Origin of the sequence: Streptomyces ipomoeae 91-03 (assembly GCF_000317595.1) — a bacterium.
GTDB classification, from domain to species: Bacteria; Actinomycetota; Actinomycetes; order Streptomycetales; family Streptomycetaceae; genus Streptomyces; species Streptomyces ipomoeae.
Genome location: NZ_AEJC01000601.1, coordinates 16,842 through 38,968, shown reverse-complemented (window position 1 = coordinate 38,968; position 22,127 = coordinate 16,842). Strand labels below are relative to the sequence as shown.

Annotated in this window: 20 protein-coding genes; 9 read left to right on the top strand and 11 right to left on the bottom strand. The window is 70.2% G+C overall.

What is annotated here, in order from left to right; all coding sequences use genetic code 11:
• Positions 1-45: 45 nt before the first annotated feature.
• Positions 46-411, top strand: a complete 366-nt coding sequence (locus STRIP9103_RS38780; protein WP_048821751.1) for a PH domain-containing protein — start codon at positions 46-48, stop codon at positions 409-411.
• A gap of 90 nt (positions 412-501) precedes the next feature.
• Here the strand turns inward: STRIP9103_RS38780 and STRIP9103_RS38775 are convergent, their stop codons facing one another.
• The 5 genes from STRIP9103_RS38775 to STRIP9103_RS38760 all read right to left on the bottom strand — a co-directional run bounded on the left by STRIP9103_RS38775 (position 502) and on the right by STRIP9103_RS38760 (position 5,573).
• Positions 502-1,869: a pectate lyase family protein gene (locus STRIP9103_RS38775; protein WP_009336540.1), complete on the bottom strand. Its 1,368-nt coding sequence runs from the start codon at positions 1,867-1,869 to the stop codon at positions 502-504.
• A 146-nt stretch (positions 1,870-2,015) separates the two neighbouring features.
• Entirely contained in the window at positions 2,016-2,147 is a 132-nt protein-coding gene (locus STRIP9103_RS52925) for a hypothetical protein (protein ID WP_009336511.1), read from the bottom strand.
• 89 nt (positions 2,148-2,236) lie between these two features.
• Positions 2,237-4,129 (bottom strand): carbohydrate-binding domain-containing protein, encoded by a 1,893-nt coding sequence (locus tag STRIP9103_RS38770; protein ID WP_234022412.1) that lies wholly within the window; start codon positions 4,127-4,129, stop codon positions 2,237-2,239.
• Complete coding sequence (locus STRIP9103_RS38765; RefSeq protein ID WP_009336518.1) at positions 4,126-4,974, bottom strand: VTC domain-containing protein; 849 nt, start codon at positions 4,972-4,974, stop codon at positions 4,126-4,128. Before STRIP9103_RS38765 ends, STRIP9103_RS38770 begins: the two co-directional genes overlap by 4 nt.
• Entirely contained in the window at positions 4,971-5,573 is a 603-nt protein-coding gene (locus STRIP9103_RS38760) for a DUF4956 domain-containing protein (protein ID WP_009336575.1), read from the bottom strand. The genes STRIP9103_RS38765 and STRIP9103_RS38760 overlap by 4 nt, the downstream gene beginning before the upstream one ends.
• A 245-nt stretch (positions 5,574-5,818) precedes the next feature.
• Between STRIP9103_RS38760 and STRIP9103_RS53255 the strand changes: the two genes are divergently transcribed.
• The 5 genes from STRIP9103_RS53255 to STRIP9103_RS38735 all read left to right on the top strand — a co-directional run bounded on the left by STRIP9103_RS53255 (position 5,819) and on the right by STRIP9103_RS38735 (position 11,516).
• The gene (locus STRIP9103_RS53255; protein ID WP_009336529.1) at positions 5,819-9,064 is read left to right on the top strand and encodes a S8 family serine peptidase; all 3,246 of its coding nucleotides are present in this window, start codon (positions 5,819-5,821) and stop codon (positions 9,062-9,064) included.
• Between the two features lie 248 nt (positions 9,065-9,312).
• Positions 9,313-9,951: a pathogenesis-related family 1 protein gene (locus tag STRIP9103_RS38750; protein ID WP_009336546.1), complete on the top strand. Its 639-nt coding sequence runs from the start codon at positions 9,313-9,315 to the stop codon at positions 9,949-9,951.
• A 70-nt stretch (positions 9,952-10,021) separates the two neighbouring features.
• A complete protein-coding gene (locus STRIP9103_RS38745; protein WP_009336542.1) occupies positions 10,022-10,756 on the top strand; it encodes a hypothetical protein in 735 nt (244 codons plus the stop codon).
• Positions 10,757-10,774: 18 nt separating this feature from the next.
• Positions 10,775-10,963 (top strand): hypothetical protein, encoded by a 189-nt coding sequence (locus STRIP9103_RS38740; RefSeq protein WP_009336584.1) that lies wholly within the window; start codon positions 10,775-10,777, stop codon positions 10,961-10,963.
• A gap of 115 nt (positions 10,964-11,078) precedes the next feature.
• Complete coding sequence (locus STRIP9103_RS38735) at positions 11,079-11,516, top strand: hypothetical protein (RefSeq protein ID WP_009336544.1); 438 nt, start codon at positions 11,079-11,081, stop codon at positions 11,514-11,516.
• A 41-nt stretch (positions 11,517-11,557) separates the two neighbouring features.
• Here STRIP9103_RS38735 and STRIP9103_RS38730 read toward each other — a convergent pair whose 3' ends face one another.
• The 3 genes from STRIP9103_RS38730 to STRIP9103_RS38725 are packed head-to-tail and all read right to left on the bottom strand — an operon-like array spanning position 11,558 to position 12,951.
• On the bottom strand, positions 11,558-11,935 hold the full coding sequence (locus STRIP9103_RS38730) for a hypothetical protein (RefSeq protein WP_009336564.1): 378 nt from the start codon (positions 11,933-11,935) through the stop codon (positions 11,558-11,560).
• Entirely contained in the window at positions 11,932-12,105 is a 174-nt protein-coding gene (locus STRIP9103_RS47710) for a DUF397 domain-containing protein (protein ID WP_078614193.1), read from the bottom strand. The genes STRIP9103_RS38730 and STRIP9103_RS47710 overlap by 4 nt, the downstream gene beginning before the upstream one ends.
• Positions 12,106-12,108: 3 nt before the next feature.
• Positions 12,109-12,951 carry a helix-turn-helix domain-containing protein gene (locus STRIP9103_RS38725; RefSeq protein WP_009336568.1) on the bottom strand — a complete coding sequence of 281 codons (843 nt, stop codon included), beginning with the start codon at positions 12,949-12,951 and terminating at the stop codon, positions 12,109-12,111.
• A 395-nt stretch (positions 12,952-13,346) separates the two neighbouring features.
• On the opposite strand from STRIP9103_RS38725, the gene STRIP9103_RS38720 reads away from it, so the two are divergent.
• Positions 13,347-14,024, top strand: a complete 678-nt coding sequence (locus STRIP9103_RS38720) for a hypothetical protein (protein ID WP_009336548.1) — start codon at positions 13,347-13,349, stop codon at positions 14,022-14,024.
• A 49-nt stretch (positions 14,025-14,073) separates the two neighbouring features.
• Positions 14,074-14,670: an O-methyltransferase gene (locus STRIP9103_RS38715; protein WP_009336560.1), complete on the top strand. Its 597-nt coding sequence runs from the start codon at positions 14,074-14,076 to the stop codon at positions 14,668-14,670.
• Positions 14,671-15,304: 634 nt separating this feature from the next.
• On the opposite strand, the gene STRIP9103_RS38710 is transcribed toward STRIP9103_RS38715, so the two are convergent.
• Together STRIP9103_RS38710 and aspS are read right to left on the bottom strand one after the other, a co-directional pair.
• Complete coding sequence (locus tag STRIP9103_RS38710; RefSeq protein WP_048821750.1) at positions 15,305-16,243, bottom strand: intradiol ring-cleavage dioxygenase; 939 nt, start codon at positions 16,241-16,243, stop codon at positions 15,305-15,307.
• A gap of 178 nt (positions 16,244-16,421) precedes the next feature.
• Entirely contained in the window at positions 16,422-18,185 is a 1,764-nt protein-coding gene (gene aspS / locus STRIP9103_RS38705) for an aspartate--tRNA ligase (protein ID WP_009336577.1), read from the bottom strand.
• A 336-nt stretch (positions 18,186-18,521) separates the two neighbouring features.
• Between aspS and STRIP9103_RS38700 the strand changes: the two genes are divergently transcribed.
• A complete protein-coding gene (locus STRIP9103_RS38700; RefSeq protein ID WP_199790612.1) occupies positions 18,522-20,963 on the top strand; it encodes a SpoIIE family protein phosphatase in 2,442 nt (813 codons plus the stop codon).
• 118 nt (positions 20,964-21,081) lie between these two features.
• On the opposite strand, the gene STRIP9103_RS38695 is transcribed toward STRIP9103_RS38700, so the two are convergent.
• Complete coding sequence (locus STRIP9103_RS38695) at positions 21,082-22,125, bottom strand: AI-2E family transporter (RefSeq protein WP_009336527.1); 1,044 nt, start codon at positions 22,123-22,125, stop codon at positions 21,082-21,084.
• Positions 22,126-22,127 lie beyond the last annotated feature (2 nt).

Sequence of the window (22,127 nt, the reverse complement as noted above, 5' to 3'; positions counted from 1 at the left end):
CCAGTGCGCGCAACCCCGTGCACGGCGGTGCGCGTCTCCCGGTACATGGCACTGTTCGGAAACGCGCACACCGTCAATCCCGGCAAGGCCCAGCAGGACTACGCACGCCTGCTGGGTCACGGGGAGCAGGTTCACGCCGCGTTCCTGCTGATCCGCGACACCATCCTGTTCACCGACCGCCGTCTCATCCTGATCGACAAGCAGGGGCTCACCGGCAAGAAGGTGGAGTACCACTCCGTCCCCTACCGCAGCATCACGCACTTCGCGGTCGAGACGGCCGGGCACTTCGACCTCGACGCCGAGCTCAAGATCTGGCTCTCCGGCACCTCCGAGCCGATCGAGAAGACGTTCACCAAGGGCGTGGACATCTACGAGGTCCAGGCGATCCTCACGCAGTTCGTGGCCAGGTAGCCGGACGGCCACGAGCACGGCATGCCACGGCCCGGGAAGCCGAACGCTTCCCGGGCCAGGGCTCTCTCCTCTACGACAGCAGCCCGGCGTCTACGACAGCAGCCCGGCGCCGGCGGCCGACGTGCCCGTCAGGTTCGTCAGGTCCGTCAGCAGGTTCTTCACCGAGGTCTGGAGGCCGGCCGTGAGGGTCGGGGTCCAGTTCACCGTCGTCTTGATCTTCTTGGAGTTCGCGGAGTTGTACGCGGCGACCAGGTCGGTCTCCGTGCCGTTGACGAGGTTGCCCTTGCCCGCGATCGAACCCGTGCCGTCGCCGCTCAGCAGCTTGGCGACCTTCGCGCCGGCGGGGAGCTTCCAGACGTTGCGCTCGGCGACGACCTGGGCCTTGGCGCGGGAGTCGATGCTGTACTTCGGGGCGTAGCCGTTGACCGTGGTCGTCTCGTAGACGTTGTTGTAGAGGTGGATCTGGCCGATGCGGGCCAGCGGGGCGCGCTGGACGATGCCCTTCCAGACGTTGTGGTGGATGGTCACGCGCAGCTTGCCCGTGCTGTCGGTGTCGCTGCTGCCGATCAGCATGGTCTTGTCGTGGTTGAGGAACTGGTTGCGCTCGACGGTCACCAGGTCGGAGCCGTTGGTGATGTCGAGGGCGCCGTCGTGGACCTGGTACTTGCGGCCGAAGTACGTCTTCTCGGTCTTGTCGAAGGTCGGCGCGTCGGTGAACGTGTTGTGGTCCGCCCAGACGTTGGTGGCGCCGCGCAGCGTCACGGAGTCGTAGTTGGAGTTCCACTTGCCGGACGAGCCGTCGGTCGGGTCCCACTGCGGGAAGCAGTCCTGGGTGTCCGCGAAGGTGAGGTTGCGGATGATGACGTTCTTGACGTTCGAGACCTGGAGGCTGCCGCCCGTGATGCCGGCCTTGGTGCCGGGGACGCCCACGATGGTGGTGTTGGAGGGCACCCGGAAGACGATGTTCTTCTTCTGCTTGTCGGCGGCGGCCTTGCGGGCGGTCTCCTGGGTGCCGGACGGCGCCTTCTTGCCGTACGTCGCCGGGTCGAACGCCTTGAGGTAGGCGGAGAGCGAGTAGCCGGTGCCGGAGGCGTAGTCCGCGCAGGTCAGCTTCTTGCCGGAGTCATTGGTGTTGGCGTCGATCGTGCCCTTGATCTTGATGATCCGCGGGGTGGTGTCGGTCTGGGAGCCCAGCGCCTTCACCAGCTGCGCGCGGGTGGAGACCGTGAAGGTGTGCGCCGCGTCCGCCTTGGCACCGCCGGTCGTTCCGGAACCGGACGCCGCCCAGCCGTCCTTGGCGGGCAGCACCTGGTGGTAGAGGTCCACGGCACCGGCGTTGGCGTTCATCACCAGGACGCCGGCGCCGACACCGGCGGCCACGGCGGCGGCGGTGACCACGAGGGCGCGGCGCTTGCGGAGGGACCGGCGGTGGGACGTGCGCGAGGAGGCAGAGGCCACGGATGAGTCCTTACGTAACGTACGTGGTTCGAGGAACACGTGGTTCGTGTGGAGCCCCCGTGAAGGGAGCTTCGACTCATGTGTGGTCGCCGTGTCGGGAAAGGTTGCCTCCACCTTTCCCTTTCTCAGGAGAAACTGAGCCGGGGTCAGCCCAGGTTCGACTTGACGTGGCCGATGACCTCCTCGAACTCCTTCCTGGGCGAGAGGTCCACGTACTCGCAGTCCTCAAGTGCTTCCGGCGCGTGACCGGGGGCCCAGTAGAAGGCCTCGCCCGCCACCCGCCGCGAGACCCGCGCCCGCGCCGTACGACCACTGCACGCGCCCCCTGCTCGTACGACCGCTGCCCGCGCGCCCGGCGCCCGTACGGCTACTGTCCGCGACCACCCCCGCCGGGCCCGCCCCCGAAGCCGCCGCCCTCCGGGGCCTCGCCGGCGGTGACCGTGGCGATCTTCTCGGCGGAGCCGAGCTCGCCGGTCTCGGCGAGGCCGCCGGTGTCCGAGCCGGAGGTGCTGCCGCCCGTGTACACGGTGTACTCCTCGCCGCTCTCGATGCCCTCGCCGGAGTAGACGACGTTCTGGATGGTCTTGGAGGTGACGTACGAGGCGACGACCTCGCCGTCGGAGTCGACGATGTGGAGGGTCGTGCCGGCGTCGACCGACGCGTCCAGGGTCGCCGAGAGCCAGCCCTGCTCGGACTCCTCGTCCGGGGCGACGACCATGCCCGCGCTGCCGGAGGCGAGCAGCGTGCCGCCGCTGACGGTGAAACTGCCGTTGACGTCGAGCGCGCCGTTGCCGCCCGTCTCGGGGCCGTTGACGACGATCGTGCCGCCGGTGATCTCGGCGGTGCCGTTGGAGTCGAAGCCGTCGCCCTGGGAGTTGATGACGAGGGTGCCGCCGGTGACCTTGGCGGTGTAGTCGCCGACGTTCTCGCCGCCGCCCCCGCCGCCGAAGCCGCCTCCGCCCTGCTGTTGCGAAGTGGCCTCGCTGCCGGAGGCGTTGACGCCGTCGTCGTTGGAGGTGACGGTCGTCGTACCGCCGCCGACCAGGATGTCCTTGCCCTCCAGGCCCTCGTTGGAGCCGGTGATGTCCAGCGTGCCCTTGCTGATGACCAGGTCGCCCTCGGCGTGCACACCGTCGTCGCCGGCGGAGAGGGTGACGTCGGCGCCGTTGACGTGGACGGCCGCCTCGCCGTGCAGGGCGTCGGCGGAGGCCGAGACGTCGATCGTGCCGCCCTCGAGGACGGTGATGACACCGGACTTCAGCCCGTGCGCGGAGGTGTCGTCGGATGCCTCGCTCTTCACGGTCAGCTCGCCGCCGGTGACGACGAGGTCGGTGGCGGCGTCCACGGCGTCGCCGTTCGCGGTGACGGCGACCGTACCGCCGTCGACCGCGATGTAACCGGCGTCCTCCTCGTCGGAGTTGTCGGACTTCAGCCCGTCGCCCTTCGCGGTGACGGTGATGTCGCCGCCGTTCACCACCAGGTAGTCCTTGCCGCGGATCCCGTCGTCGGCGGCCTCGACGGTGATGTTCCCGCCCGCGACGACCAGCCCGTCCTTGCCGGCGATGGCGTCGTTGCCGTTCCCCTTGACGGTGAGCGAGCCGCTGCCACCGATCGTCAGGTCGCCCGCGCTGTACAGGGCGGCGTTCGCCTCGGCGTCCTCGGCGTAGGAGTCGGTGTCGCTCAGCTTGTTCTCGCTGCCGTCCGCGAGCACGACCACCAGCCGCTCCGCCTCGGTGGCGGCGATCGCCGACCCGGAGGAACTGGCGATGTCGACCCCGTCGAGCACCAGCTTCACGGTCGCCTCGGGCGCGGTGATCACGATCTGCCCGTCGTCCAGACTCCCGCTGAGCCGGTAGGTGCCGCTGGAGGTGATCGTCACCGTGGACCCGTCGACGTCCACGCCCTTGCCGTCGGCGGACGCCGAGTCGCCCTTCAGTTCGATGTCGACGGTCTCGGACTCGTCGTACTCCGTGTCCCCGTCCTCGGCGTGGGTGTCCTCGTTGTCGGCGAGCACGGCGGCAGCCGTCTGCCCACCGTCCACCGCCGCCGCGCTCGCACTCGACGACGAACCGGACGCCGTCTCGGAGTCCGACCCGCTCCCGGCCGAGCACCCGGCGAGCGCGGCCGTGGCGAGGACCACGGAGGCGAGGGCGCCCGCGACCTTCGTACGGAAGCCTCGGAGCGTCGTACGAGAGTTTCGGACCGTCGTACGAGAGCCTCGGGCCCTCATACGGAAACGCCTGGTTGATCGCGTGCTCATGCGGGACTCCCGTTCAGTGCGGGGGCGGTGGGGAAGTGGCGGCGCAGGACGGGCAGCCATCGGTTGGCGGGGAGGTCGGGGCGCAGGGCGGCGAGGCCGGTGCCGTACTTGGAGACCGGGCAGGGCCGGTGCTTCAGCGACCACAGCAGCCGGTCGGCGCTGGATCCGGCGCGCCCGGCCTTGGTCTCGACGATGGTCCGCTCGGGAGTGCGCAGTTCGGTGCCGTCGGGCAGGGCCCAGGTCAGGTCGGTGTCGACGGTGACCCGGCTGCCGCTGTCCGGCAGGAACAGCGTGGTGCGCCGGTAGCGGGTGGTGAGCGTGGGCACCAGCCGGAAGCCGCGCGAGTCGATGCCGGCCGCGCCGAGCATCTCGTCGGCGTACGCGCGGGCCTCGGCGTCGAGCCGCCACAGATCGCCCGTGTACGGGATGCGCTGCTTGACGGTGGTGCCACGCGGGCCGCGTGTCTTGACCTCGAAGTAGTGCCGCGCCTCACCTTCGGGGCTGGACGGCAGATACGTACGGACGCGGAGCTTGAAGCGGCGTCGGCGGCGTCGGGCGGCGCCCAGGTAACCGTCCATGTCGGGGGTGTCGAAGTACACGGACCGGTACGCGAACTGCCGCTGCCCGTCCACCTCCAGCACCTGTACTCCCCCGGGCTCGACGCCGCTCGACCGGGAGGTGCCCCCACCGTCCAGGCCGCCGATCACGAACGGCAGCTCGGTGGCGGGGAGCATGTACTTGCGGTCGACGCGGGTCAACGGCTCGGCGCGCGCGACCAGTTCGTCGAGGCCGATGGGCCGCAGCGCCCGGAGGACCGGTGCGACGGAGTGGTCCACGGCCGTCATGCCCGGACCCCTTGGCCGACCCGGGCGCCCACCTCCTGCGGCGCACGGGATCCGGCGCCGGCGACGACGTAGCGGACCTCGACCTGGGTGATGTCGCTGACCAGGTCCACGCTCTGCACGGAGAGGTTCACCACGCGTCCGCCCAGCAGCACTTCGAGGTGGGCGCGCAGGGCGTCCTCGTCGGTGTAGGCGGCGTCGAGGCGGAGGCTGCGCTGCCGGTGGCGACCGTAGAGCTTCGGGTGGTCGCCGACGTACATCGTGGCGACGATCAGCGCCATGAGGAGGGTCGACAGCACGTTCACGCTCTCCGGCAGCCCGGCCAGCAGGCCGATGGCGAGGGCGGAGAAGTAGTACGCGATCTCGTGCTGCGCGATCTCGTACGAGCGCAGCCGGATGATCGACAGCACCCCGAACAGCCCCATCCCGAGCCCGATGCCCACGGAGGAGGAGCTGAGCGTCATCGCCACCGCGAGGACGCCGACGTTGACGCCGAGGAACGCGGTGACCAGGTCACGGCGGTGGTGGCGCGGGAAGTAGACCGCGAAGGTCAGCACGGAGATGGCGGCCAGGTCGGCGACCACGAGAAGGGTCTGGTCCATGACAAGGAACGATCGCGGGTGAAGCTTTGAGCTCCCTTTGCCTCTTCTTAACTGAACTTGAGAAGTTCAGTGACCCAACACCGGGTGAATCCGAGGTGTTTCACGGTGGCTCCGATGGCCTCTTGTGAAACGACTGTGGAGACCCACCAGTACTTGACCCTTCAAGATTTATTACCGGTGAGTCATCTGTTGAATGAGGTCCATGGGGGACCAGGTCTTACCAAATCGACCGACATGGACCACAGTTGACACTCCATCACATACGCCCGAGGGCGGCCGTCACCCTTCTGACGCCCCTTCTCGCCGGTGCCCTGACGCTGACCGCCGTCACCGCACCCGTCTTCGCCGCCGACGCCGGCTCCGCTGAGAGCGGCGCGAGCGGCGCGAGCGGAAGCAACGAGAACTTCGGCCCCGGCACCTACGTCGTGAAGCTCGCCGACGCACCCGTAGCCGCCTACGAGGGCGGACTGCCCCGTCTGAAGCGCACGGCCTCGACGGCGGGCCGGCGGCTCGACACCGACTCCGCCGCGGTCAAGGACTACCTGGAGCATCTGGACACCCGCCGGGACAAGGTCCTCGACGCCGTCCCCGGGGTCCGGCCGCTGTACCGCTACGACTACACGTTCAACGGTTTCGCCGCCGAACTCACCGCCAAGCAGGCCAGGACGCTGGCCGACCAGCCCGGCGTGGTCTCGCTGACCCGCAGCACGGTCAGCCACCTGACGTCCGACGCTCCGGCTCCGGACCACGGGCCGGGGGTGAGCGCGGCCGGACGGGCCGACGCCGGGACAGGCACCGGGGCTGACGCCGGGGCCGGGAGCGGCGCCGGGGCCGGGGCCGGCAACCGGGCCCCGCAGCCGTCCCCGTCGCCCGCGCCCTCGCCCTCCGCCCCCGACGCCACGTCCGCCGGTTCCGCCACCTCCACCGAGGAAGCGGCCGGCACCGCCCAGCTCCCCGATCTGCCCCGCATGCTGGGCCTGAGCGGCAAGAACGGCCTGTGGTCCAAGGTCGGTGGCCCCGAGCACGCCGGCGAGGGTGTGATCGTCGGCATCGTCGACACCGGCGTCGACCCGTCGAACCCGATGCTCGCCCCGCTGCCGGAGCCACGCCCGGACGCCGAGGCCATCGCCAAGAAGTGGAAGGGCGACTGCGACCCCGGCACCGACCCGGCGTACAAGGTCACCTGCAACAACAAGGTGATCGGCGCCCAGTGGTTCCGCAAGGGCGTCGCCGAGCCCACCGCCGACGACGTCTCCTCGCCGATGGACCGGGACAGCCACGGCACACACACCGGCACCACGGCCGCCGGCAACCACGGTGTCAAGGCGTCCGTCCCCGGCAGCAACGCCGAGGGAGTCCTCAGCGGTGTCTCCCCGGCGTCCCGCCTCGCGTACTACAAGGCCTGCTGGAGCACCGGCTGCTGGGACGTGGACACCACCGCCGCGATCGACCGGGCCGTGGCCGACGGCGTGGACGTCATCAACTACTCCATCGGCGGTGACATAGCCAGGCCGCCCACCAAGGAGGCCATGTTCAACGCGGCCAAGGCGGGCGTCTTCGTCTCCGCCTCGTCCGGCAACGGCGGCCCCGACACGGTCGGCCACACCGCCCCCTGGGTCACCACGGTCGCCGCGTCCTCGCACGACACCGGCTACACCGGGTCCATGGTCCTCGGCAACGGCCGTACCTTCACCCACCGCAACATGAACCCGGGTGTCGCGTCCGCGCCGCTGGTCGACGCCGTCGACGTACGCAAGGCGGACGCGGACCGCGAGCAGGCGGCGTTCTGCGCGCCGGGCACCCTCGACCCGGCGAAGACCAGGGACAAGATCGTGGTCTGCGACCGGGGCGGCGACGGTGTCTTCCTCACCACGAAGGCCGACGAGGTCGCGGCGGCGGGCGGCAAGGCGTTCGTCCTCGCCCACACCCCGACCAGCGGCCAGGACTTCATCGCCTACGTCTACCGGGTGCCCATGTTCCAGGTGAGCCCCGAGGAGGCGAAGGTGGTGAAGGAGTACGCGGCGGGCGCGGGCGCGACGGCCGGGTTCACCGCCAGCCGGAGCGAGCCGGTGTCGACCCGGGACGTCACCGACTTCTCCTCCAGCGGCCCCGACCACTTCAGCGACGGCGACCTGCTGAAGCCGGACATCGCCGCCCCCGGCGAGGCCGTCCCGGCGGGCACGGTGCCGGGCACCGAGGCCGGATTCGCGGGCACCTTCGGCTTCGCCTCCGGTACGTCGATGGCGGCGCCGCACATCGCGGGCCTCGCCGCCCTGCTGAAGCAGCTGCACCCCGACTGGTCCCCGATGGAGATCAAGTCGGCCCTGATGACGACGGCGACCACGAAGGACGGGGCGGGCGACCCCATCGGCCGCCAGCAGGCCGACTCCGCCACGCCCATCGACTACGGCGCGGGCACGCCCCGCGTCACCCGCGCCGCCGACCCCGGCCTGGTCTACGACTCCACGTCCGCCGACTGGACCGCGTACCTCTGTGCGATCGGTCTGCCACCGGCCGCACAGGACGGCACGGACGCCTGCGCCACAGCCGCGAAGCTCGACCCGAGCGACCTGAACTACGCGTCGATCTCGGTCGGCGACCTGCTCGGCTCCCAGACCGTGACCCGCAAGGTCACCAACGTCTCCGCCAGGACCTCCACCTACCGGGCCGAGCTCCAGACCCCGGCCGGCTTCAAGGCGAAGGTCACCCCGGCGTCGCTGCGGCTGGCACCGGGCGAGTCGGCCTCGTACACGATCCGTTTCGAGCGCACGGACGCCGCCTTCGACACCTGGTCCTTCGGCTCGCTGACCCTCAGCGACTCCTACGGCCACAAGGTCACCAGCCCCATCGCGCTCCGCGCCACCCGCTTCTCCGCACCGGCCGAGGTGACGGTCACCGGCGAGGAGTCGGTGAAGCTGACTCCCGGCGTCGGCTGGAACGGCGATCTGACGGCCAAGGCCTCCCTCTACACGGGCAAGAAGACCACCGGCACCCTCACGGGCACCGACCAGTCCCGCTTCTGGGAGAGCCAGCACACGAACGACGCGGTCGTGAAGCACCGGGTCCATGTCCCCGAGGGCGCCGCGTTCACGCGAGTCGCGATCACCTCCGCGGATCATGTACCGGGCAGTGACATCGACCTCTACGCCTTCGACACCGCCGGCAACCACGTGGGCCGCTGGGCCGACATCGGCTCCGACGAGTACGCCGACCTGCCGCCCGGCGACTACGACGTCTACGTCCTCCAGTACGAGCTGCCGGCCGGCACCACCAGCCAGCAGTACACCCTTTGGACGTACGAGGTCGGCCAGGGCACCCCGGCGGTGACCCCCACGGTCACCCCGTCCACCCAGCAGGTCACCGCGGGCACCCGCCCCGAGGTGACGGTCACCTGGCCGGACGCGAAGAAGGGCGAACGGTACGTGGGTGTCGTGGAGTTCGGCGACGGGGAGACGGTGACGGGACGTACGCCGCTCACTGTGACGCCGTAAGGAACCGTCGGCTGACTGCTGTTGGACGAGCCGCCCGCGAACTCACCTGAGTTCGCGGGCGGTTCGTGCGTTGTCGGGCGTTGTCGGGCGTTGGGTGGGGTCACGAGAAGAGGCTCCGAAACCTCCGGCTCCCGGTTTCCCCCGAAGGGATGGCAGGTGACTGCCTCCACCACGGAGTCTCCTGCCCTTCCTCTACAACTTGCAGTGCCGGCAAGGAAGTTGGGGACGAAAGAGGGGGAGCACAGGGCGTGCGACTGGACAGGGTGCGGGCGCTGGTCGCCATGGCGGCGGCCATGGTGACGCTGACGCCGGGGGCGGCGCATGCGGTCGGTCACCGGCCGACGGCGGTGGAGGAGGTGACGGCCGCGAGGCCGGCGACGACGGCGTGGGATGCCGTGAGCGGGGTGGTGGCCGGAACGGCGGCTGAGGCAGCGGGTGGGACAGCGGCGGCGACGGGCGTGGCGGCGCGGAAACGTGAGGTCAACGGCTTCCTGTCGATCATCAACAAGGCGCGGGCCGACGTCGGCGTTCCCCCGCTCGTCTGGGACGAATCGGTGGCCGCCCACGCCCGCCACTGGGCCAGGGTGAGGGTCGCCGACTGCCGCCTCGTCCACTCGGACAGCCGGTACGGCGAGAACCTGGCCAAGGGCTCCAGCCCCGACTTCTCGATGCCGGACGCGGCCCGCCTGTGGGTGGACCAGCAGCCCGACTACGACCACGCCTCGAACTCCTGCGTGAACGACAGGCAGTGCCTCCACTACACCCAGGTGGTCTGGCGCACCTCGACGCGGATCGGCGCGGCCAAGGCCAAGTGCCGCAACGGCTGGACGTATGTGGTGGCGAACTTCGACCCGCCGGGGAACTGGGTGGGGCAGCGGCCGTACTGAACGGCGTCGGGACCCGGGGCCGTGATAATCCAGCCATGGCCCCATCCCTCACGACCACTCAGGCCCCCACGTGAACGACCCCCGTCCGCCCCGTCCGACCGACGACCTCCCCGACCCGGTCCACCATCTCCTCACGGACATCCTGACCATCGGCGCCCCGTATGACCTGGCCCTGACCGGCGACTACGCGGCGCAGGCGCACGGCCTGCTGGACAGGGTCGGCCGCGGAAGCGCCCTGGAGCTGGCGACCGAACATCCCACCCCCATGGACCGGATCGCGACGGCGATCCGCTCTGGTTTGGTGTCACGCGGCTGGCTGGTGACCGAGGTGGCGACGACCCCTCTCTCGGCCCGTCTCCTGATCACCGACCCCACGACGGCGGAGGACCGCACCCTGGACCTGGTGAAGGAGACCTTCTGGCGTCCGCCGGTGGAGACGGGTCTCGGCCCGGCCCTCTCCCTCGAAGACGTCATCGGCACGAAGGTACGCTCCCTGGCCGACCGGGGCGCGGCCCGCGATCTGATCGCCGTGCACGCCACCGCGGGCCACTGGACCCACCCCGAACTGGAGGAACTGGCCCGCCGCCGCACCCAGGACATGTCCTCCCCCTTCGACCTGTCCGACCTCCAGTCCCGTCTGGAGGCCATCGAGTGGCTGGACGACAGGGAATTCGCTCGCCACGGCCTCGACGAACAAGCGATCCTGCACCTCCGGACATGGGCCCGGACCTGGGCCGACGACATCGCCGAACGCCTTCTGGAAGAGGAGGCGTTGAACCCCCCGACGGAGGACGACCCGTGGTGAGCCACCGGTGATCCAGAGATGAGCAAACGCCGCTACGTAGCCCGGGGCGTCCCCGGCGGCTACCGCATATACGACAACCGCCGCCGGGGTTGGTGGGGCGACCTGTACGAACTGTGCCCGGACGACCTGCTGACGGAGCTGAACGGCGGGAAGGACCCGGAGAGACTGTCGGCGTTGCTGAGGCGGTACCGGGCGTTGAAGCGGTAGCTGTTGCCCGGGACTGGAACCGCGATTCCCTCATCCGCGTTTCCGACTTACGGGAAGTGGCGTCTCCCTACGCTGTGTTGATGCCGGACGGTTGGCGAGAGGACTGGGGCTGAGGATGAGCACGGAGATCAATCACCTGGTGGGCCAGGCGAGCCCGTACCTGACGGCGGCCGTGATCGCGTACGGCAGTGGGGTGCTGACGCGCGAGGAGAGCGCGGCGGTCGAAGCCACGGCGGACATCGGCCACCGGATGCTCCGGGCGGCATGGCACCACCGTGACGAGCAGGGCCGGGCGGCGCTGGAGTCAGCGGTCGCGGACGCAGCCGCCGAGCCGGAGGACGACGACGCGGCAGGAGCCCTCCGCCAACAGATCAAGAAGGCACTGCGCGAGGACGCGGAACTGCGGCGCGAGCTGACGTCCCTGCTGCCGACGCCGACCGGCGACGCCGGAGGTACGACGGTGACGGCATCGGGCCCCCTCTCGATCGCCGCAGGCGGCAACATCGGCGTCGCGATCACCGGCGACGGCCACACGGCACCACGTTCGTCGTGATCGGAGAGCAGCCACCGTCCAGGGGCGGGACGGAGCCGTCGTCACAGCTCCCCGACGCGACAAACAACAGCCCCCGTCCGGGGACACACCCAAACCGCCGCCCCCTCCACCACCTCCACCCCCAGCGGATGCGTATCCGGATGCTCAGGGCACCCCGGCCACACCGCCGACGCCCCCGCCGCCCACAACGCCTCCACGGCCCATCCCTGCACCTGATCGGCCACCTCGGCGAGCAGCGTCGCCGGCCCCCGTCCATCCGGTTCGGCGTGGACGCCCTGCCCGGAGCCGTCGGGGGCGAAGAGTATGACGCCGGGTCCGTCCTCGTTGTCGCGGATGTCGGGCTGGACGGCGCACTGGGCACGAAGGTCGCGCAGCACAACGGCCAAGGCTTCGGTGAACTCCGGAGTCGGTTCGCTCATCGGCGGCAGGTTTCGCGTATGAAGGCGATCAGCGCGGCAGGAGCGAGAGAAAGTACGCGGCCCGGGTCGTCACTCTCCCGGAGCAGCAACTCTGCGCTGCCGTGGGCGACTTCGACGCAGTTGCTGCCATCGGGTCCGCTGGAGAAGCTCGACTTCTGCCACTGGGTCACGTCTCAGAGTTCCTTCGCCAGCCGGTGGATGAAGTCCCGGGACCGGACGGGGTCGAGGGACGCTCCTTGCACCTTACGAAAGAGCGTTCGCATGGACTGGAGTTGTGCCGCCGCGTCGATGAAGGCCGGCCCCTGCGGGGAGTCCCGCTGAGCCGTGTCCAACGTGGGCACCCGACCGCCCACGTACAGCAACTCCGCACTGGCCCCGGCGAAACCGTCGACGTCGAACGGAACGACCCGCACGGTGACACCGGGCGCCTGCGACCGGGCCAGGAGCGCGTCCAGCTGGGCCCGTGCCACGCGCCGGTCGGCGACCCGTGTGCGCAGCACCGGCTCGTGCAGCACCACCTCATAGGGGCACCGCTCCAGCACCACCTTGCGGCTCATCCGGTGCTCCACCCTCGGCACCAGCTCGCTCTCCGGAAGTTCCGGTCGCCAGTAGGCGAACACGGCTCGGGCGTACTCCTCGGTCTGGAGCAGGCCCGGGATGTGCGCGGTCGCGATCTCCTCGATGAACGTCGCGTGATGTTCCAGCTCCGCCAGGTCCAGGAAGACCGGCGGCAGCACTCCCCGGTACCTCTCCCACCACCCCCGAGTCCGGTCGGTCGCCATCTCCACCAGCGCCTCGACCAACTCCGAGTCCGGGCAGGCGTAATGGGCCATCAGCCGCCGTACCCGCGCCTCGCTGATCCCCACGTTGCCCGCCTCGAACTGACTCATCTGCGCGGGGTTGATCCCCAGCAAGCCCGCCGCTTCCCGTGACGTCAGCCCCGCGGTCTCCCGCAATCGGCGCAGCTCGGTGCCCAGACGGACCTGGCGAACGGTCGGCTGCATCCTCGGCGGCATACGACTCTCACTTCCCCAACAGCGCAGCGCCCGGGTGGGGTTGGGACTCCCCGATCGGGTGTAAGGCTACGCGAACGACTTGCGGGGGCTAAATATTTCCCCCTACTGTCGGTCATGCGACGCACACGCTGCGGAATCCCGGGACTCCCGGAAGCGCACCGCACCGCCCTGCCAGGACGGGCGCGGCAATGCCACCGCCCGTCTCCGCAGCACAACCCGACTCCCCAAACTCCGCTCCGCACCAAGGAGTCACCCATGCGAACCGGCCCGCACGGCGTGAACGTCGTTCCGGCCCGGAGGAACGACCCCAACCCGAAAGAGCAGCCCAAACCCGAAAGAGTGATCCCATCCCGTCGGCCGGGCGCCCGGCCCGAGATCCCCCTAGGTTGCCCCACATGGTCACCCCAGTTCACGAGGCGTCTCACCCGGCGTCCTACCGGATCCTCCCCGAGCACCCGGACGCCCTCGCCCCCGTCTTCGAGGCCCTGCAGATCCCGCCCATCCCGAAGACGGCCATCCACGCGCTGCACGACACCACACGGATCCCCCTCTTGGAACGCTGCCCCGGCGCACTGCTGAAGATCGAGCGCCCCGACGGGGACGGCTTCCTGCTCGCGATCGAGTTCCAGGCGGAGCCGGACCCGGACAAACCGGCGAGCTGGGCCTTCTACCTGGCCCATCTGCACGCCACGTACGAGATGCCGGTACTGCTCCTCGTGGTCTGCCGGCGCCGGACCACGGCGTCGTGGGCGGTCGGCCCCTTCGAGACCCGTTGCGGAGACTGGACATCCATGAGCCTGCGCCCGCTGGCCCTGGGGCCGCAGAGCATCCCGCCGATCGTGGAAGAGGCGACGGCGGTACGGCATCCCTTGCTGGCCGCACTCGCGGCCGTCGCGCACAGCGAGGACGAACGAATCGGTGCCGCGCTGGACGCGCTCGCCCACGGGATGCGGTCACTCGACGGCGACACGGCGGAGTATCTGAGCGAACTGCTGGCCGTCGGTCTGGAGGACACTTCGGCCGGAAAGACGTGGCGGGAGGACCTGCGCGAAGACCGCACCCGGACCGGGTAGATCCGGAATCGGGTTGAGCCGTCCGTCGTCCCGCTCACAGAATCCCGGCATGGACGACAACCCCACCACCACCCGACTCCCCGCCGCCCTCCCGGAGTTGCAGACCGCCGCCCACACCGCCGGATTCACCATGTCCTGCGACACCCGCACCGGCAGTCTGCTCGCCACCCTCGCCGCGACCCGCCCCGGCGGGCGGATCCTGGAACTCGGTACCGGCGTCGGCGAAGGCACCGCCTGGCTGCTGAGCGGGATGAGCGAGACGGCGACGCTGGTCACGGTCGAGCTCAAGGATTCCGTACAGGACGTCGCCCGGCGGCACCTCGGCGGCGACGGACGCGTCACCTTTGTGAGCGCCGACGCGGGGCGCTGGCTGGAGGAGTACGACGGCGCCCCCTTCGACCTCGTCTTCGCGGACACCTGGCCGGGGAAGTTCACCCACCTGGACCGGGCCTTGGAACTGGTCGCACCCGGCGGTACGTATCTCATCGACGACCTGACGCCCACGCCCGGCCGGCCGGAAGGTCACGAGGAGGCGGTGACCGATCTGCTGGCCGCGCTGGAGGACCGCCCCGGCTTCCGCACGACCCGGCTGGCCTGGTCGAGCGGCCTGCTGATCGCCGTACGCGTCACAGGGTCCGTCTCCTGAACCACCGGCTCCAGGCCCAGCGCCGTACGCGCCGCCCGAACATGATGCAAGCCCTCGACCGCCGTCCGTGTGACCAGCGCGTACTGGTCCGGCGTACGGGCGGCGGCGAGCTGGGCGCGGGCCGTGCGCAGACGTTCGCCGGCGTCGGCCAGGGACTGGGCCGCGCTGCCCCCGGCCCCGGCCTGCGCCCGTACGTCGATGCCGGCCAGGCTGCCGCCGAGCCGCACCACCCAGCGGTTGGCGTCGGCCTCGGCGTCCAGGTCCGATGTCGGCTCATGCCCGGCACCGGACCGCCGCCGCACGACGACCGCACCCACCGCCCCGACGATCAGCAGCAGCGCCACCAGCACGGCGATCTCCATGGCCTCCTCCAGCGTTTCGACGTATGCGTTCTCGTATGAGCCGTATGAGTCGTACGGGCCGTAAGGGGCGTACGGGCTCTACGGGTTCCTCACCCTGTACGTCCCATCAGACCCCGTCCCGCTGTGCCCATCCGTCGAGAAACCTGTGCGTCGTCTGATGACTTCCCAAGCGGGCGGCCCGGCACGAGCACGAGGGCATGGCGAAGGCCCGGAACCCAGGGGGTGAGGTTCCGGGCCGCTCGCCGAGCCGTACGTCCGTCAGCTCGTCTGTGTCACGTGGTGCCGGTGTTGGTGGCCTCGGGGTCGACGCCGACCGTGATGGTGCCGATGACGCCCTTGGCGATGTCGCTCTTCTTGTACTTCAGCTTGAGCAGACCGCCCTGGGTGCCGCTGCCGTCGTAGATGGTGTCCTCGTCGAGGGTGGTGCGCTCGGTCGTGGAGGTCGAGTACGGCTCGACCTCGGCGGAGGCGAGGACGGACTCCTCGTCGAAGAAGAACTGACCGGTGTGGCAGGTGTTGCCGCCCTCGTAACCGGCGTCCGTCCACTCACCGTTGACATGCACCTTGGTGTGGATGTGCACACAGCGGCCCTGGTACCAGCCGGGGAAGACGGTCCTGAAGGTGACGAGGCCATGCCGGTCCGTGCGCCATGTGCCGCGCAGATAGCGGGTGTCGTCCGTCGGCTCCTGGTGGCCGCCGCCCGGGGGCGGGCCGGTGGGGGTGTCGGTGGGCGTCCCCGGGGGCGGGGCGGTCGGCGGCTCGCCCGTGGGGGCGGGGCCACCACCGCCGTTGCCCATGTCCTCGTAACCGGAGTAGACGCCCACCGCGTCGCAGTGCCAGATGTCCACGGCGGCGTCGCGGATCGGCCGGCAGGTCTCGGCGTCGATCACCTTGAGACGGAGCAGAAGCGGGATGCCCTCGCGGTCCTCGGTGACATCGCGGCGGATCTTGTCGGCGTCGATGTAGTACGGGCCCTCGACGGTCTCCGAGGTGAGCACGTAGCACTCCTCGGCGGTGCCCCTGGCACCCGGTTTTCGAGCGGAGGCCCCTCTCCGCTCACCGGCGACGGCGTTCGCGGCCAGGGCGGTGCCGAGGCCCATCGCCGCCGCCGCGCCCGCGCCCACCGCGACCACCTTGCGGCGCGTCACATCCTGCGTTCCCGTCGGCTCTTGAGGCTGCTGGTTCCGCTCATGCTGTTGATTGGCTGTCATACGCCCGGAAGTTAGATATGAAGCCTGTCAACGAGCTGAGAAAACGAAGCCTTTTCACCACGCATGCGAAAGGGTCCTGAAATCGACGGACGATTTCAGGACCCTTTGCAGAACAAACCCAAGAAAGGCTTGCCTTACTCAATCGGCTGCGCCCATTTCCGGCTCAGCCGTCGATTCCCTACTTCGGCTGCGGCTTCCGCACCGAAATGTGCAGTTCCCTCAGCCGCGCCTCCTCCAGCTCCGTCGGCGCGCCCATCATCAGGTCCTGGGCGTTGCCGTTGAGCGGGAAGGCGATGGTCTCGCGGATGTTGGGCTCGTCGGCGAGGAGCATGACGATGCGGTCGACGCCGGGCGCGATACCGCCGTGCGGCGGGGCGCCGAAGCGGAACGCGCGGAGCATGCCCGCGAACTGCTCCTCGACGGTGTCACGGTCGTAGCCCGCGATCTCGAAGGCCTTGAGCATGATGTCGGGCTCGTGGTTCCGGATCGCGCCGGAGGAGAGCTCGACGCCGTTGCAGACGATGTCGTACTGCCAGCCGAGGATGTCCAGCGGGTCCTGGGTCTCCAGGGCCTCAAGACCGCCCTGCGGCATGGAGAAGGGGTTGTGCGAGAAGTCGATCTTGCCGGTCTCCTCGTCCTTCTCGTACATCGGGAAGTCGACGATCCAGCAGAAGCGGAAGACGCCCTCCTCGAAGTGGCCGGCGCGCTTGGCGGCCTCGACGCGGACCGCGCCCATGATCTTCGAGACCTCGTCGAACTCGCCCGCACCGAAGAAGACGGCGTGACCGGGGGCCAGGGAGAGCCGCTTGGTCAGCTCGGCGATGTTCTCCTCGGTGAGGAACTTGGCGATCGGACCGGAGAGCGAACCGTCCTCGCCGACCCGCACCCAGGCCAGGCCCTTGGCGCCCTGCTCCACCGCGTACTCGCCGAGCTGGTCGAAGAACTTCCGGGGCTGGCCGGAGACGTCCGGCACCGGCAGCGCGCGCACGTGCTTGCCGGCGAAGGCCTTGAACTCCGAGCCCTCGAAGATGTCGGTGATGTCGACCAGCTCCAGCTGGGCGCGCAGGTCCGGCTTGTCGGAGCCGTACTTGAGCATCGCCTCGCGGAACGGGATGCGCGGGAAGGGGGAGGTGACGTGACGGCCGCCCCCGAACTCCTCGAACAGCTCCGTCATGAGCTTCTCGATGGGCTGGAAGACGTCCTCCTGCTCCACGAAGCTCATCTCGACGTCGAGCTGGTAGAACTCGCCCGGCGAACGGTCCGCGCGCGCGTCCTCGTCACGGAAGCAGGGCGCGATCTGGAAGTAGCGGTCGAAGCCCGAGATCATCAGCAGCTGCTTGAACTGCTGCGGGGCCTGCGGGAGGGCGTAGAACTTGCCCGGGTTCAGGCGCGAGGGGACCACGAAGTCGCGGGCGCCCTCGGGAGAGGTCGCGGAGAGGATCGGGGTCGCCATCTCGTTGAAGCCCAGCGCCGTCATCTTGTGACGGATCGCGGAGATCACCGCCGTACGCAGCATGATGTTGCGGTGCATGCGCTCGCGGCGCAGGTCCAGGAAGCGGTACTCCAGACGCCGCTCCTCGTTGACCCCGTCCTCGGTGTTGATCGTGAAGGGGAGCGGGGCGGCGGCACCGAGCAGCTCGACCTCGCCGACCTCGACCTCGACCTCGCCGGTCGGGAGGTCCGGGTTCACGTTCTCGGCGCCACGGGAGACGACCTTGCCGTCCACCCGGACGGTCGACTCCTTGGAGATCTTGTCCAGGGCCTCGTACGCGGGGGTGCCCGGACGGGCGACGAGCTGCGTGATGCCGTAGTGGTCGCGCAGATCGATGAAGAGGATGCCGCCCAGGTCGCGCCGATTGTGCAGCCAGCCGCTCAGCCGGACGTCGGTACCGACGTCAGAGGCGCGGAGCTCGCCGCAGGTGTGGGACCTGTACCGATGCATCGTCGTTCATCCAGCCTTCGTTGATCGGGGCTCTGGGGCTGTGCCGCACGGTTCACAGTCCGTGTTTCACGTGAAACAGGGTACCGGCCACCCAAAGATCGCCTCCTCACCATTTACCGCCGCGCCACCGCGGCGCACCGGTCACCCCTTACTGAGCACCCCCGTCACGCACCGTCAAAGCCGTGGGCATGGCCATCCGCAGGACCGCAAGCGGTTTCTGTCGATAGCGTCGGGGGTCGTACCGCCGTCGCCGCCGATCGCGGTTGCCCTCGGTACCGCTCGGTGCCCCGTACAGTTCGGTGGCACGCTCCGATCAGCTGTTCTTAGAGTGGGTCAATGCGCACTGGTGAGCCCCCGTCGGCCATGGGGGACGTCCTGACCGCCCTCGCGACAGGACTGTGGACCTGGGACAGCGCTGCCGGTGCCGTCACCGTGGACGCCGAAGCCGCCCGGCTGCTGGGGCTGCCCGCGGAGCCCACGACGCTCACCCAGGCCGGCGCGCGAGCGAGGCTCCACCCCGTCGACTGGAACGAGATCGTCTCCGTCGTCCAGCTCGCCGTCGCCGAGGACACCATCGCCGAGGTCCGGATCCGCGTCATGGACGAGCGCGGCCGGGTGATCCGTACGGTCCGCAGCCGCTCCAAGGCGACGTTCGACCCGGTGCGGAACTCCTTCGAGATGATCGGCACCCTCCAGGAGGTCACCGAGCCCTCACCGGAGACCGCCTCCCGCGCCCCGGCCGTCACCGGCGACTGGCGGCGCTCACGCGAGGCGTTCCTGCTGGACGCGGGCCGCGCGCTGGCCGAGGCGCGGTCCACGGAGGAGGTGCTGCGGGTCGCGGCGGGCCTGGCGATGCCGGGCTTCTCCCCGGACGGGCTCGCGGTGTTCGGCGTGGAGGCCGACCGCCTCACCGTCATAGGGCACCACGGGCACAAGAAGGGCGACGAGGGCCCCTTCAACATGCCGCTGGAGACGGACTACCCGGCCGCCGAGGTGGTCCGCACCGGCCGCGCCGTCTATCTCTCCTCCCCCGAGGAGTACAAGACCCGCTATCCCACCTCGTGGCCGCTCGCCGAGCAGTTCGGCCGCCAGTCCTGGGCGTTCCTGCCGCTGATCGTCGCCGGCCGCACCATCGGCGCCTGGATGGCGGGCTTCACATGCCGGGTCGCCTTCTCGCCCGACGAGCGCTCGGTCCTGACCACCGTCGCCCGTATGCTCGCCCAGGCCCTGTCCCGCGCGGGCGCCGCCGAGACCGAGCGCGAGCTGACGGACGGCCTCCAGCGCACGATGCTGCCGACTCTCGGCCCCGAGATACCCGGCATGAGCGTCGCCGCGCGGTACGTCCCGACCGGCGGCGGGCTCCAGGTGGGCGGCGACTGGTACGACATGATCGCCCTGCCCAACGGCCGGTTCGCCCTGGTCATCGGTGACGTCCAGGGCCACGACGTACGCGCCGCCGGTCTCATGGGCCAGCTGCGCATAGCCCTGCGCGCCTACGCCTCCGAGGGCCACCGCCCCGACGCCGTCCTCTCCCGCGCCTCCCGCTTCCTCCACGGCGTCACCCACGACTCCGCCGCCGCCTCCACCGACTTCGCCGACCTGCGCTTCGCGACCTGCCTGTACGTCGAGGTCGACCCGGTGTCCGGGGTGCTGGACATCGCCCGCGCCGGACATCTCGACCCGGCGATCCGGATGGCCGACGGCACGGTCCTGGTACGACCGACCCCGGGCGGCCTCCCCCTCGGCATCGACCCCGACGCCGACTACCCCACCACCCGGCTGGTGCTGGAGCCCGGCGAGACCCTGCTCCTGTGCACCGACGGCCTCATCGAAACCGGCGGCCACGACCTCGACACGGGCTGGCGCCGCGTCCGCGAGATCCTGGAGTCCTTCGACGCGAGGCCGTACGAGGGAGACGGGGCCGTGGACGGGGTGGGGAGCCGCGTAGACGGTGTGCGGGATGGAGACGGTGTACGGGACGGGGGCGTCGACAGCGCCGGTGTCGTCGGTGCCGGTGCCAGTGCCGGTGCCAGTGCCGGTGCCGGTGCCGGTGCCAGTGCCGGTGCCAGTGCCGGTGCCGGTGCCGGTGCCAGTGCCGGTGCCGGTGGGCCGGCGCCCGATGGTGGGAAGCCCCGCGCCCTGGAACCGGTCGGGCTGGCGCCGGAGCGTCTGGAGGCGTTGGCCGATGCGCTCGTGCAGGGCGTGCACGGGCCGTCGTCCCACCACACGCCCGGTCCGCTCGCCGACCGGCGCGAGGACGACATAGCGATGCTGCTGCTGTGCCGGGAGGGCGAGGGCTGTGGCTGCGGCGACGCCGTGGGACCCCCGGTACGCCGTACCGCCCTGACCGTCGCCCAGGCCGAGCCCGAGCGCATCGCCGGGGCCCGCCGGCAGGTCCACGAACTGCTGCACGACTGGACCGACGACGACCAGGTCCACTCCGCGGTCCTCCTGGTCTCCGAGATGCTGACCAACGTCCTGGTCCACACAGACGCCGACGCGCTGCTCGTCGCCGAGATGACCGGCGAGGGCGGCAAGCGCCGGATGCGGATCGAGGTGACCGACACCAGCGACGACCTCCCCCACAAGCGCCACCCCGGCGAACTGGCCTCCTCCGGCCGGGGCCTCGTCCTCATGGACATGCTCGCCGACGCCTGGGGCGTGGACCCGCGCGGGGACGGCAAGAGCATCTGGTTCGAACTCCACGAGACGGCTCCGCCGGAGAGCCGGGAGGATTCGGCCACCTTGGTTGGATTATCCGACTTGGACTGCGATTGAGGGATGCGGCCGGCCGGGTGCGGTGATTTCGGCTGCGGGTGAGTGGGGGCTGGTCACGCAGTTCCCCGCGCCCCTCACGGGGCACGGCGCCACCGCACCCCGGCGGCTCACTCCCCCCTCACGCGGCCTGACCGCCGGAGGCATACCGCTCACGCAGCTCATGGACGACCCCGAACACCGCCGCCGTCAACGGCACCGCGAGAAGCATGCCGAGGATGCCGGCGACCGACGCGCCCGCCGTGATCGCCAGCATCACGACCGCCGGGTGCATGTGCGCGGTCCGGCTCTGGATCACCGGCTGAAGCACATGCCCCTCCAGAATCTGCACGGCGAGCACGACCCCGAGCGCCCACAGCGCGATCACGAACCCCCGGTCGGCCAACGCGACCAGCACGGCCGCCGCACCGGAGATGAACGCGCCGAGATAGGGGATGTACGCCCCCACGAAGACCAGCGCGCCGAGCCCGACCGCACCCGGCACCCCGAGGATCAGCAACCCGACGGTGATGCAGATGGCGTCGATGAGCGCGATGAGCGTCGTCCCGCGCATGAACCCCTCGACGGCCTCGAAGGCCCGCCGCGCCATCGCCTCCACCGTGTCGACGGCCCCGCGAGGCGACACGGCCCGGATCGTCTCGACGGCCCGATGGGAGTCCCGCAGAAAGAAGAAGACGAGCAGCAACGCGAGTACGGCCATGGCGATGGCCTCACCGACGACGCTCACCCCGCTGATGACGTTCGAGGCCGCGGTCCCCCCGAACTTCGTGAGCAGCTCCTTGGCGTTGGCGGCGAGATCGTCGAGCGAGGTCCCGGCGGCCCCGAAGTACTCGGTGAGATCCTCGGCCGCGTCCCGGAGCGAGGCGATGATCTGGTCCCCGGTGTCGATGAGCGCCGCGACCACGATGTACACGGCCCCACCGACCACCGCCACCACGGCGACGCAGGTGACCCCGGCCGCGATGGAACGGTGCACGCGAGCCTTGACCAGCCGCCGGTGCAACGGCCCGAGCAGAGCCGTACCGAGCAGCGCGAGCAACACGGGCACGACCGCCGTACGGAACTCCGCACACAGCCGGATCCCGACGTAGACCACACCTGCCACGAGCAGGACGACCGCACACCAGGCGGCGAGACGCCGCACGGGTTCGGGAAGCAACTGCACGG

Coding starts and splice junctions, on each gene's coding strand:
- STRIP9103_RS38780 (WP_048821751.1), top strand. CDS start 46: ATGGCACTGTTCGGAAACGCGCACACCGTCAATCCCGGCAAGGCCCAG.
- STRIP9103_RS38770 (WP_234022412.1), bottom strand. CDS start 4,129: ATGAGCACGCGATCAACCAGGCGTTTCCGTATGAGGGCCCGAGGCTCT.
- STRIP9103_RS38765 (WP_009336518.1), bottom strand. CDS start 4,974: ATGACGGCCGTGGACCACTCCGTCGCACCGGTCCTCCGGGCGCTGCGG.
- STRIP9103_RS38760 (WP_009336575.1), bottom strand. CDS start 5,573: ATGGACCAGACCCTTCTCGTGGTCGCCGACCTGGCCGCCATCTCCGTG.
- STRIP9103_RS38740 (WP_009336584.1), top strand. CDS start 10,775: ATGAGCAAACGCCGCTACGTAGCCCGGGGCGTCCCCGGCGGCTACCGC.
- STRIP9103_RS38735 (WP_009336544.1), top strand. CDS start 11,079: ATGAGCACGGAGATCAATCACCTGGTGGGCCAGGCGAGCCCGTACCTG.
- STRIP9103_RS38730 (WP_009336564.1), bottom strand. CDS start 11,935: ATGAGCGAACCGACTCCGGAGTTCACCGAAGCCTTGGCCGTTGTGCTG.
- STRIP9103_RS38725 (WP_009336568.1), bottom strand. CDS start 12,951: ATGCCGCCGAGGATGCAGCCGACCGTTCGCCAGGTCCGTCTGGGCACC.
- STRIP9103_RS38720 (WP_009336548.1), top strand. CDS start 13,347: ATGGTCACCCCAGTTCACGAGGCGTCTCACCCGGCGTCCTACCGGATC.
- STRIP9103_RS38715 (WP_009336560.1), top strand. CDS start 14,074: ATGGACGACAACCCCACCACCACCCGACTCCCCGCCGCCCTCCCGGAG.
- STRIP9103_RS38710 (WP_048821750.1), bottom strand. CDS start 16,243: ATGACAGCCAATCAACAGCATGAGCGGAACCAGCAGCCTCAAGAGCCG.
- aspS (WP_009336577.1), bottom strand. CDS start 18,185: ATGCATCGGTACAGGTCCCACACCTGCGGCGAGCTCCGCGCCTCTGAC.
- STRIP9103_RS38700 (WP_199790612.1), top strand. CDS start 18,522: ATGCGCACTGGTGAGCCCCCGTCGGCCATGGGGGACGTCCTGACCGCC.